Origin of the sequence: Methyloceanibacter sp., from assembly GCF_035650995.1 — a bacterium.
Classification (GTDB): Bacteria; Pseudomonadota; Alphaproteobacteria; order Rhizobiales; family Methyloligellaceae; genus Methyloceanibacter.
Window position 1 is genome coordinate 1 of record NZ_DASRGO010000122.1, and the last position, 10213, is coordinate 10213.

Below are 10213 nucleotides of genomic sequence, written 5' to 3' on the forward strand. Positions count from 1 at the left end.
TTTGAGGTTCGGATTGAGATCCGCTCTACCTATCCGAATGCGGAACCTCTTGTCACGGAAACGGGCGGCCGTATTCCTCGAAAGATTGAAAGGCACATAAGTGTCGACGGAAGTTGTTGTCTAGGTGTCTGGGAGCAATGGCTAGCAGAGGCTACAGACACTTCGTTTGCCGCGTTCCTAAGCGGGCCAGTAAGGGAGTTTTTCCTAAGCCAATCACTGTACGAACTAACTGGTCAGTGGCGCTTTGGAGAGAGGACACACGGCGTTGCAGGGATGCTCGAAGCATACGCTGAAGTGCTCGGCGTTAAAACCGAGCGCACCCTCGTTTGCTCGTGGCTGACGGTTCTGGCCAAGCCGAGTCGCAAACGTCGCAGCGCGTGCCCTTGCGGAAGCGGGAAAACCACCGAGCACTGCCACCAGGAAGAGCTTAGGGCGCTTCGAAGACGTGTCCCATCTAATCTCGCCGAACGAATGTTGTTGAACCTCCGCCAATATGATCGGGGGGATCAGCGTATCAGGATGCGCCTGGAGGCCATAATCGATGCGACCTTGCCGTCACGTTCGCGTCCTTCGAAAGGAATTATTCCTGCCTCCCAGAGTGCGCTCAAGCTGAGTTCCTCCTTTCCCAATTGAGCAAGCATACGCCGTCCTTACCTCCGGAATCGGAAGGTCTAACCCCCGTAGGGGAAAGTGGAATTACTCGGGTCCACGCTTTACCCAAAAATCTTATCCCCGCTTCTCGGCGCGCCCTTATCCTGGCCCCGCTCCGTCCACTGAAGGGCGCTTCGCGAGGCGTTCGGGATAGCGGGACGGAGTGCGGCGCCCGCGGGTCCGGTCACGCGGATCGGGCACTCGGGCGGACGCCGGGGCTCCGCCCGGGACCACTACGAGTCCCCGCCAGGAGCTGGCTGACGGATTGGCTCGCGCCGACCCGCCTTCGCGAAGCCCGCTTTGGCGGGGCGAAGCAAGGTCGTCTCTGCTTGAGCGCATGAGCGCCGCGGCTGATGCGGGAGGCGCGATCCAGACGAAACGCGCGGCCCGGCGTTCGACAAGTGCCGCATAGTGGCGCGCCGAGAGGCGCCCGCCGTGTCCGGCGACGGATACGGAGACCATAGGTTTGCGTCTTTCGGCGCGCCGCTCCCTTCCTCTTGCCAGAGGAGGACCGAAGGTCGGTCTCGAAGGAAGGGACAGAATGAGCATAGACCGGACGCGATGTGCGCCGCGGTGACGTTTGATCGCGTCTGATTTCCACTCGTCATGCCCGGCCGAAATGCCGGGCATCCACGAATTGGGAAGCGCGGCAAAGAAGACGTGGCTGGCCGGAACTGCGCCCGGCCATGACGAAGCAAGGAGATGGTGATCGATGCAGAGCCTTTCCCCTTGCTCCATGCCTCCCCTTGACGGGAAGGCCGGATCGCGGGACGCGATCCGAGTGGGGTGAATCGTGAGTCCTTCGATGTTGACGCCACACCCTCACCCGAGGCGCTTTCAGCGCGTCGACCTCCCCACGAGGGGAAGGTATGGAGCGTGTAGCGGGAGCTCTTCCGGCCACAACCGTCTCGAAATCGCCACGTGCCGGCTGGATAAGGGCCGCATGGAGCAAGCCGCCGTCCAGGCCAGGGCCGACATCGCCACCGCCATCATCGCCTCGGGTCTCGCCGACCAGCCGGTGACCCACCTCGTCGAGGGGGCGATGCAGCGCCTCGTTTCGGCGGGCGTGCCGCTCGACCGCATGCAGGTCGGCTTCCGCATCCTGCATCCCCTGTTCGACGGCATGAGCATCACCTGGACCGACACGGCCGGCGTCGAGGTGTCCTATTACGAGAAGATCGACGTCGACGGCTCCTCGTTCCGTCTGAGCCCGTTCTATTACATGCTCGGCAACGGGCTCTCCGAGCTCAGGCTCCGCATCGACAGCGACGAGACCGTCGCGCGCTATCCCCTGCTGACGGAGCTGAAGGCGCGCGGCTTCACCGACTATCTCGCCATGATCGTCTCCTTCGGCGATGCGCCGATGACGCCGGAGACCCATCAGGGGCTCGGCACCTCCTGGTCGACGCGAAGCCCGTCGGGCTTCAGCAACTCCGATATTGCCGCCATGCGCCAAGTGCTTTCGCCGCTCGCGCTGGCGCTCAGAGTGGTCATCAAGGACCAGATCACGCGGAACGCGCTCAACACCTTTCACGGCCCCTTGATCGGCGGGCGCATCCTCTCCGGCCTGATCAAGCGCGGCGCGGGCGAGCGGCTCGCCGCCGCCCTGTGGTACAGCGACCTGCGCAATTCGACCGGGCTTGCCGACGCGCTCCCCGTCGAGGCTTTCCTCGATCTTCTCAACGTCTATTTCGACTGCGCCGCCGGCGCCGTCATGGACGAGGGGGGCCAGGTGCTCGACATCATCGGCGATGCGATCCTCGCCTTCTTCCCCTCGAGCGGGGTCAACGGGCCTGGGGAAGCCGAGGCCTGCGCCGCGGCGCTCCGTGCCGCCGCGAGCGCGCATGCGCGCCTCGCCGAGCTGAAGGCGGAAGGAAACGCCCGCGCCGCTTCGATCGCCTTCGGCATCGGCATTCATTTCGGCGACGTCGTGTTCGGCAACGCCGGCACCGCCGAGCGGCTCAAATTCGGCATCATCGGCCGGAGCGTGAACGAGGTCGAACGCACCGCCGAGATGGCCAAGCTGCTGAAGCGGGAAGTGGTGGTGAGCGACGCCGCCGCTTCGCGGCTCGCGCGTCCGCTCGAGAGCGAGGGCCTCTTCGGCCGCCTTCACCTTGCCGACCTGGGCGAGCACGAGTTGCGCGGCATCCCCTCGGTCCGCCGCCTCTGGGCGCTCGACAGGGCACGGAATTGAGTGTCATTGCGGCGACTGCTGATGTCCGCTTTCGCCGGCACGACAGGCAAGCCGGAACTTTCCTCCTGGCTTCGCCGTTTTGTATTCAGTCCATCAAGCTTAGAGGCAACGAACATGCGTGCATCGCTTCTCGCGGCGCTCCTCGTCGCCGCCCTCATCATCCCTGCCCAAGCGAGGGTTCATCCGGTCTCCGGCGCCGTCCATGGCACGGCGACCGCCGCCAAGGGCGTGGTTCATGGCGCGGGCCAAGCCGGCCGTGGCATCGCCCGCGGCACCGTGACGGCCGCCCGCGGCATCGGACACGGCGCGGTTTGCCTGTTCACGCTCGGCACCCGCTGCTAGCGGCACGGGGAAGGTCAGGTTTCTGCGCGCGTTAAGCTCAAGGCAGGAAGTTTCGGCCACACTCCCGGCCACAAGTTCCAGCCAACTCGAGCTGAAAGGGAAACCCATATGCGTGCATCGATCCTCGCCAGTCTTCTCCTCGCCGCCTCGGTGCTTCCGGCCGCGGCCGAGGTACGCCCCATCCAGGGCGCCTACAACGTCACGACAAGCGCCGCCAAAGGCGTCGTCTACGGCACGGGCTATGTTGTGAAGGGCGCCGCCAAGGGCACGGTCGCGGTGGCCCGCGGCGTCGGCCGCGGCGCTGCCTGCATCGTCACCCTCGGCAGCCGCTGCTGACCCCGGCGACCCATCGGCATGGCCGGGCTCGTCCCCGGCCATCGACGATTTCCCGTCTTGAATTGGCCCTCGGGCGGGCCTTAGCCCTCGCACGCGAAGCGAAGGGGGAGGGTGGATCCATGCCAGTCGAGACACGCGACACCCCGGGCGTGATCGTCTTTCCGCCGCTTATCCTCCTTGGCGTGCTCGTGCTCGGGCTTCTGCTCGATTATCTCCTGCCGCTCGGGATCATGGCCGCTTTGCCGCGCGTCCTTCGTATTGTCATAGGCGCTGCACTCTTTCTGTTCGGCGCGTCCTTTCCCGTCCGCGTGCGGCGTGCTTTCGAGGCTGCCGGCACCAACATCCGCCCCGATCAGCCGACCAATGCGCTCGTCACCGACGGCCTCTTCGCGCATTCGCGGAATCCCGTCTATGTCGGCGGCCTGATCGCGATCCTTGGTCTTGCGCTCGCGCTCGGCTCCGACTGGATGGCAATCCTGCTCGTGCCGGCGTTTGTTCTCCTCCATTACGGCGTGGTCCTGCGCGAGGAGCGCTATCTTGAGGCGAAATTCGGCGCGACCTATCTCGCCTACAAGCGCTCAGTCCCGCGCTACGGCTGGAAGCTCTAAGCCCCCGGCCGCCCTCTAGCGCAAGGCGCAGTGCTCGCCCACCAAAGGGCAGGCCCCTGGCCCGAGCTCCTGACCATTGGGCCCGACATAACCCACATGGCTCGCCCGCCCGTACAGAAACGAGATGCGCACCGAGCAGGACTGGCCGTCGGGATACGACCACACATCGGCGCCCCCTTGCGTCGATTTCTGCGCGGGGGCGCCCAGGCAGGACAAGATCTGCTTCTCGGTCAAGCCGAGCATGTTCGAATGCGTTTCAGGCTCCGGGCTCTGCAACGAGCAGGCGGAAACCGCGAGCGAGCCGGAGAGCGCGGCGAAGAGGAGGCGCCATGTGAGCCCCCCGCCCAAGTCTCGCGTCGTCAGCATCGGGCCAGGCTTCTCCTCAATTCATGACAAAATGTTCATGATTGAAGGGGTTGTTCTCAACGTCTTGGGTGTTATGCAAGGGGCTCGTGACGGCTTCCCTCCCGTCACCATGTTCCCCCGAGGAACCGAAGAAGCCCCGTCCCCCCGTCGGGGCTTCTTCTTTTTCTGCTGATCAGGAGGGGCGAGGCTCCCTGCGTTCCAAGCCGCGGCTTGCATCGCAAAGGCCTGTGCGAAAAAGTGAAGCCCGGCCGTCAAGCCGGGCTTCCCCCCGTTTTCAGGCTTACGATTTTCCCTCTCGTACGCGCGAATCCAAGTGCGAAAAGGTTAGCCGCGCGAGCGTGGCGATTGTCGGGCAGCTTCAAGGCAGACTTGAAGCAAGCTTGAATAAGTCAGAGTCGTTGCCGAAAAGCCACAATGGCAGACGGCAAGACCACCGCGGCTCCAAAGTCTAAGCCTTCGGACGCGGCTCCAAGGTCTAAACCTTCGGAACCTTCGGCCCTCCTCCCAAGTTGTGCGTCAGCGCTTTCTTGCGTCCAGGGCCGCGGCAACCGGCCCGAAACGAGGGGAGCGGCGTAATATAGCGTCACTCGTATCGCGTCAGGGGGTCATCATGCGTCTGTTCAAGCGTCGCGGCACCATCATTGCCGAAGGGCTCAAAATCGTGGGCTCGGTCACGGCCGAGGGGCTGGTCGAGGTCAACGGCCATATCGAGGGGGATCTGCACTGCACCTCGCTCGTGGTCTCGCCGAAGGCGTCGATCGCGGGCGGCATCGATGCCGACACGGTCGTCGTCAACGGGCGCGTCGAGGGCCCCATTCGCGGCGGCGAGGTCGTGCTCAAGGCGCACGCGCATGTCGTGGGCGACATCCAGCATCAGTCACTCGCCGTGGAGCCCGGGGCCTTTTTCGACGGGCGCTCGGTGCGTGCGCCGGCCAGCAATATGCCCCAGCATTCGGAGAAGTTCGCAGGGCTCAAGCTGAGGCGAGACGCGGCCAACGGCCGCGCCGCAGCCCCGGCCTCAGCGGCGTAGGGGCAATGCCTTTAAGCGTGGGTGGAGTCGGCTCTCCCCTTGGGGGAGAGCACGGCTTCGCGCACTTCCGATGCGCTACCGCTCCGCTGCTCGACGGCATGAGCGCGAAGTCGGACCTCCCCGCGAGCGGAGGCATGCAAACACGATGCGACTGAATTACTGCGAGGCGGATATGCTGGCCTCGATCGAATCGATCCGGCTCACGCGCACGTGAGCGACGCCCTTCGCCACCATGCCGAGCTTCTCAGCTGCTGCCCGCGAGACGTCGATGATTCGGTTGCGGGTGAACGGCCCGCGATCGTTGATGCGCACGATTACCGAGCGCCCGTTGTCGAGATTCTCGACGAGCACACGCGTGCCGATCGGTAGCGTCGGATGCGCCGCGGTGAGATCGTCGCCATCCATCGTCTCGCCGCTCGCCGTTGCCGAGGCAAGATCGTACCAGGAGGCGCGCCCCGTCTCGGGCTTGAATCCCGGCGCGGATTTTGGTTTGGGCGTCTCGACTCCCTCCGTTGCCGGCGGCGCAACCGCCTGCGGCGTGAGCGCGGTCTCGATGAGGGGCTTTGTCGTCCTCGCTGATTTGGCGATCGACGTTTCGCGAATGACGGGCGGGGGAGTCGCGTGCGCGAGGCGTGAGGCTTGGTGCGGCTCCGACCGGTACAGGTTTGCGAGGAAGATCGAGGCGAGCAGAGCCGCGGTGCCGGCGGCAACCATGCACGCGATCAAACAGTTCTTCGGCGCACGCGAAACGGATGCGTCGGTCACAGCTTAGTCCCTGCTGACTAACCCTCGACAGAACGTCTCAAGCACGAAGACCGTTCCGGTTGAGGCTAGAGGCTGTGCAAAATGGGCGATTTTCGGGCAACGAACCGCCGGCGGTGCCGAGCCGCGCTGCCACAACCGGGCGCGACAGGCTCGCTCGTTCCGTGTAGATTTTGTGACGGGGACTCGCCCACCAGAAGCGGGCCAAAGCGGGGGAACAATCATGCTGAGAATGTGGATGGACTTCGCCTTCGATTCGGCGCTGCTCTGCGCCGAAGCGCAGGAAGTGATGGGCTTGCGGCTCTTGCGGATTGCCGCCGGCGGCATTCATGCCGAGCGCGAGGCGCGCCGCATGCTTGCCGAGAAGAGCATCGCCTTTGCCGATGCCGCCGCAAGCCTCGCCGCTGGCGACTCGCTCGCCTCGATCGTGCGCCACTACCGCCGGATCGTGAGGGCCAACAAGCGGCGCCTGTCGGGCGGATGAGCGAGCTTTAATCCCCACCGGCAAATTCCTGATACGATTCGCCTTCTCGGATGTCAGCCTTCGCGCTCGGGCGGCGGCTCAGCAAAGGAGAGGCGGATGACGAGCGGTCCGGCGCCGCAAGCCGGGCAGGTCATGGGCGGGATGTCGGCGAGCTTGTAATCGGCGCCCACGCCTTCGATGAGTTGGTCAAGGTTGAAAGCAAAGAGATGGCGGCAGCCCTCTTGCTCGCAGAGCGCAACGATCTCCATGTTGCGCGCCTTGACGTCGCCAAGCGTCCAGTCGCTCATGGGACGCCTCGCGCGCTCACGCCGGTGAAGAGCCTGGCGGCTGGGTGGGGTAGGAGGGTCCTGGATGCAAGAAGCTGATCGAGGCAAAGGCGCCGATGAAGGAGCCCGCTGCTGCGAACAGCACGTAGAACCAGTGGTGAGTGTAATTGATGACGGCAAACGAGGAGAGCAGATACCAGATGCTGCTCCAGCTCGCCGCGGGCAGCCTGCGACGCCTGACCACGGCGTTGGTGAACATTACGTAGACCGCATCCGTCAAGGCCGTCGCCCCGAGGACGGCAAGCGCGATGAAGGGATCGATGTCTTGTAGGCTCATGGCGGTCGTGCTCCTCGGGATTGGATCCGGCGCGAAAGTCAAAGACCATAGCGCAAGTCACCACGAGAAACAGTGAGGCCTCCCATCCCGCGCGCCGCTACTCATAGCGGAGCGCATCGATCGGATTCATCAGCGACGCCCGCCGCGCCGGGTAATAGCCGAAGAACACGCCGACCAGGCCCGCCGACAGAAGCGCGATGAACACGAGCCCGGGCTTGAGCGCGATCGGCCAATCGCCCCAGATCGACATGGCGATGGCCGCGCCGCCGCCGATCAGGAGCCCGATCAGCCCTCCGGTCACGCACAGCGTCACCGCCTCGATCAGGAACTGGTTCAAGATATCGCGCCGCCTCGCGCCGACCGCCATGCGCAAGCCGATCTCCTTGGTGCGCTCGGTGACCGAGACGAGCATGATGTTCATGATGCCGATGCCGCCGACGACAAGCGAGATGGCCGCCGTGGCACCGAGCAAAAGCGAGAGGATGTTCTGCGTCTCGCTGCGCGCGCGGATGAACTCCGCCATATTGCGTACCTGGAAATCATCGGGCGCTCCGGCTCTGACATGGCGCCGCTCGCGCAGGAGAGTTTCGATTTCCTCTTGAGCGTCGGTCATCGCCTCGGCCGACGCCACTTCGACCATGATGGTCCTGAGATTATCGGGCACGGTCTGCTCGGCTCCGAACAGGCGCAACCGCGCGGTCGAAAGCGGGACAAGGGCGATATCGTCCTGGTCGGTGCCGAAGCCGGACTGCCCTTTGGGCGTCAGCGTGCCGATGACGGTGAACGGCACGTTCTTGATGCGCACCTGTTCGCCGACCGCCGACGCGCTCCCGAACAGCTCGCGCTGGGTGGTGGCGCCCAGGATCACCACCTTGGCGCCGGAGCGAAGCTCGGCCTCGCTGAACGGCTTGCCTTCGGCAATCGGCCAGTCGCGCACCTCGAGATAGTCCTCGTTGACGCCCATCACTTGCGTGGTCCAGTTGACGTTGCCGACCACGATCGGCGCCGTGCCGCTCACCATGCCGGCGGCGCCGATCACGGTCGGCACTCTTGCGCGAATGGCGGCCAGATCGCCCTCCGACAGGGCGAGCGCCGTGCCTTCTCCCGCGCGCCGTCCGCCCGAGGTGAAGGATCCCGGCATGATGACGAGCACGTTGGTGCCGAGCGACTTGATGCGTGCCTCGATGGCCTCGCCCGCGCCGCTCGCCACCGACACCATGACAATCACTGAAGCGACGCCGATGATCACCCCGAGCATGGCGAGGAAGCTCCTGAGCGCATGCATCCTCAGAGCATCGACCGCGACCTTGAGAGCGACGAGAGGATTCACGACGCGTCGTCCACGATTCTGCCATCGCGAAAGGTGACACGCCGCCGTGCGCGCTTGGCGATGTCGGGCTCGTGCGTGACGAGAATCACCGTGATGCCGGTTTCGTTCAGCTCTTCGAACAGATCGATGATCTCTTCGGTGGTGCGGCTGTCGAGCGCCCCGGTCGGCTCGTCGGCGAGGAGGATGTGTGGATCGTTGACGAGCGCTCGGGCGATCGCCACGCGCTGCTGCTGGCCGCCTGAAAGCTCGGAGGGCTGGTGGTTCTCGCGGTGCGCCAGTCCCACCTTGTCGAGGCAGGCTTTGGCCTTTTCGCGCGCGCGGTCATGGCCGTGGCGGGAATAGAGCAGGGGAAGCGCTACATTGTCGAGCGCGGTGGTGCGCGCGAGCAGATTGAAGGTCTGGAATACGAAGCCGATCTTCTCGTTGCGATAGGCGGCGAGCTGATCGGAGGACAACGCACCCAGTTCGCGGCCTTCGATTTTGAGCGAGCCCGAGGTCGGAGTGTCGAGCGCGCCGATCAGATTCATGAAAGTCGATTTGCCGGAGCCAGAGGCTCCCGTCACCGCGAGGTACTCGCCGCGCTCGACCTCGACGCTGACGCCCTGCAGCGCGCCGATCGTGCTGCCGCCGAGCCGGTAGGTCTTGACCAGATCGCGCGCCATGATTTGCGGCACGCCAGAGCTCATTGGCCCCCCTCACGCACGCGAACCACGACATTGGCGCCCTCGGGCAGGCCTTCCACCACCTCGGTGACATTACCGTCGGCGAGACCGAGCCGCACTTCGCGCGGCACGAGCAGGCCGTTCTCATAGGTCCAGAGCGTCACGCGGTAGGGACCGCGCCTCTGCCGCGCCATTTCCTCGAACTTCTTGTATTGATCGGCGGTCAGCACCGAGCGGAGCACCTTGGCGATGCGCATGCGGGCCTGCTCGCGCATCTCGTCCTGGCTCGCGCCTGTACCCGGTGGTCCGGCATTCTTGATGGCGGCAAACTCGGCGTCGAGCGCGGTCTTGATCTTGTCGATTTCTTCCTGCGTCAGCTCGAGCTCGGTTCTGAGCCGTTCGATGAGGCGGCTGCCGCGCTCGCCGAGAGAGACGATGCCCGTGGAGAGACCGTCGCGCACGAGCGCCGCCTGGGCCGGTCCGCGCGGCTGGTAGCGCAGCGCCTCGTTGGGCACGGTAACGACGTCCTTGTGCTCGCCGGTGACGATCTCGACATTCGCGGTCATGCCGGGGAGGAGCCGGCCGAGCGGGTTGTCGGCATCAATCACCACGGTATAGGTCACGACATTGTTGAGCGAGGTCGGCGCGAGCCTGATCTGCGAGACCTTTCCGTGGAAGGTCACATCGGGATAGGCATCGACGGTAAAATTCACGTCGTTGTTGCTAGCGATCTGCCCGATATCGGCCTCGTCAACCTGCGCTTGGATCTGCACATGGTTGAGGTCCTGGGCAATGGTGAACAGCTTCGGTGCCTGAAGGCTCGCCGCCACGGTCTGCCCGACCTG

At 64.8% G+C, this 10213-nt stretch carries 13 protein-coding genes; 6 read left to right on the forward strand and 7 right to left on the reverse strand.

The window, feature by feature from the left end; translation table 11 throughout:
* Positions 1–1594: 1594 nt before the first annotated feature.
* The 4 genes from VFB18_RS09090 to VFB18_RS09105 all read left to right on the forward strand — a co-directional run bounded on the left by VFB18_RS09090 (position 1595) and on the right by VFB18_RS09105 (position 4131).
* Entirely contained in the window at positions 1595–2845 is a 1251-nt protein-coding gene (locus VFB18_RS09090) for an adenylate/guanylate cyclase domain-containing protein (protein WP_324973883.1), read from the forward strand.
* Positions 2846–2959: 114 nt separating this feature from the next.
* The gene (locus tag VFB18_RS09095; protein WP_324973885.1) at positions 2960–3187 is read left to right on the forward strand and encodes a hypothetical protein; all 228 of its coding nucleotides are present in this window, start codon (positions 2960–2962) and stop codon (positions 3185–3187) included.
* 108 nt (positions 3188–3295) lie between these two features.
* A complete protein-coding gene (locus VFB18_RS09100) occupies positions 3296–3523 on the forward strand; it encodes a hypothetical protein (protein ID WP_324973887.1) in 228 nt (75 codons plus the stop codon).
* A 119-nt stretch (positions 3524–3642) separates the two neighbouring features.
* Positions 3643–4131 (forward strand): isoprenylcysteine carboxylmethyltransferase family protein, encoded by a 489-nt coding sequence (locus tag VFB18_RS09105; RefSeq protein WP_324973889.1) that lies wholly within the window; start codon positions 3643–3645, stop codon positions 4129–4131.
* 15 nt (positions 4132–4146) lie between these two features.
* Here VFB18_RS09105 and VFB18_RS09110 read toward each other — a convergent pair whose 3' ends face one another.
* Positions 4147–4497, reverse strand: a complete 351-nt coding sequence (locus VFB18_RS09110) for a hypothetical protein (RefSeq protein WP_324973892.1) — start codon at positions 4495–4497, stop codon at positions 4147–4149.
* A gap of 610 nt (positions 4498–5107) precedes the next feature.
* Here VFB18_RS09110 and VFB18_RS09115 point away from each other — a divergent pair.
* On the forward strand, positions 5108–5527 hold the full coding sequence (locus VFB18_RS09115; protein ID WP_324973894.1) for a polymer-forming cytoskeletal protein: 420 nt from the start codon (positions 5108–5110) through the stop codon (positions 5525–5527).
* Between the two features lie 156 nt (positions 5528–5683).
* Here VFB18_RS09115 and VFB18_RS09120 read toward each other — a convergent pair whose 3' ends face one another.
* Positions 5684–6292 carry a septal ring lytic transglycosylase RlpA family protein gene (locus tag VFB18_RS09120; protein WP_324973896.1) on the reverse strand — a complete coding sequence of 203 codons (609 nt, stop codon included), beginning with the start codon at positions 6290–6292 and terminating at the stop codon, positions 5684–5686.
* 220 nt (positions 6293–6512) lie between these two features.
* Here VFB18_RS09120 and VFB18_RS09125 point away from each other — a divergent pair, with 220 nt between their 5' ends.
* Positions 6513–6773, forward strand: a complete 261-nt coding sequence (locus VFB18_RS09125) for a hypothetical protein (RefSeq protein WP_324973899.1) — start codon at positions 6513–6515, stop codon at positions 6771–6773.
* Positions 6774–6826: 53 nt separating this feature from the next.
* Here the strand turns inward: VFB18_RS09125 and VFB18_RS09130 are convergent, their stop codons facing one another.
* The 5 genes from VFB18_RS09130 to VFB18_RS09150 form a co-directional block, all read right to left on the reverse strand.
* Positions 6827–7060 carry a hypothetical protein gene (locus VFB18_RS09130; RefSeq protein ID WP_324973902.1) on the reverse strand — a complete coding sequence of 78 codons (234 nt, stop codon included), beginning with the start codon at positions 7058–7060 and terminating at the stop codon, positions 6827–6829.
* Positions 7061–7076: 16 nt separating this feature from the next.
* Complete coding sequence (locus tag VFB18_RS09135; protein ID WP_324973904.1) at positions 7077–7376, reverse strand: hypothetical protein; 300 nt, start codon at positions 7374–7376, stop codon at positions 7077–7079.
* Between the two features lie 97 nt (positions 7377–7473).
* Complete coding sequence (locus tag VFB18_RS09140) at positions 7474–8706, reverse strand: ABC transporter permease (RefSeq protein ID WP_324973907.1); 1233 nt, start codon at positions 8704–8706, stop codon at positions 7474–7476.
* Positions 8703–9392 (reverse strand): ABC transporter ATP-binding protein, encoded by a 690-nt coding sequence (locus VFB18_RS09145; RefSeq protein ID WP_324973910.1) that lies wholly within the window; start codon positions 9390–9392, stop codon positions 8703–8705. The genes VFB18_RS09140 and VFB18_RS09145 overlap by 4 nt, the downstream gene beginning before the upstream one ends.
* A partial coding sequence (locus VFB18_RS09150; RefSeq protein WP_324973913.1) for an efflux RND transporter periplasmic adaptor subunit occupies positions 9389–10213 on the reverse strand: 825 nt, incomplete at its 5' end. The genes VFB18_RS09145 and VFB18_RS09150, both read right to left, overlap by 4 nt.

Excerpts from the sequence above, each read along its gene's own strand:
- VFB18_RS09130 (WP_324973902.1), bottom strand. The coding sequence starts at position 7,060 with ATGAGCGACTGGACGCTTGGCGACGTCAAGGCGCGCAACATGGAGATC.
- VFB18_RS09100 (WP_324973887.1), top strand. The coding sequence starts at position 3,296 with ATGCGTGCATCGATCCTCGCCAGTCTTCTCCTCGCCGCCTCGGTGCTT.
- VFB18_RS09110 (WP_324973892.1), bottom strand. The coding sequence starts at position 4,497 with ATGCTGACGACGCGAGACTTGGGCGGGGGGCTCACATGGCGCCTCCTC.
- VFB18_RS09145 (WP_324973910.1), bottom strand. The coding sequence starts at position 9,392 with ATGAGCTCTGGCGTGCCGCAAATCATGGCGCGCGATCTGGTCAAGACC.
- VFB18_RS09135 (WP_324973904.1), bottom strand. The coding sequence starts at position 7,376 with ATGAGCCTACAAGACATCGATCCCTTCATCGCGCTTGCCGTCCTCGGG.
- VFB18_RS09090 (WP_324973883.1), top strand. The coding sequence starts at position 1,595 with ATGGAGCAAGCCGCCGTCCAGGCCAGGGCCGACATCGCCACCGCCATC.
- VFB18_RS09125 (WP_324973899.1), top strand. The coding sequence starts at position 6,513 with ATGCTGAGAATGTGGATGGACTTCGCCTTCGATTCGGCGCTGCTCTGC.
- VFB18_RS09095 (WP_324973885.1), top strand. The coding sequence starts at position 2,960 with ATGCGTGCATCGCTTCTCGCGGCGCTCCTCGTCGCCGCCCTCATCATC.
- VFB18_RS09105 (WP_324973889.1), top strand. The coding sequence starts at position 3,643 with ATGCCAGTCGAGACACGCGACACCCCGGGCGTGATCGTCTTTCCGCCG.
- VFB18_RS09115 (WP_324973894.1), top strand. The coding sequence starts at position 5,108 with ATGCGTCTGTTCAAGCGTCGCGGCACCATCATTGCCGAAGGGCTCAAA.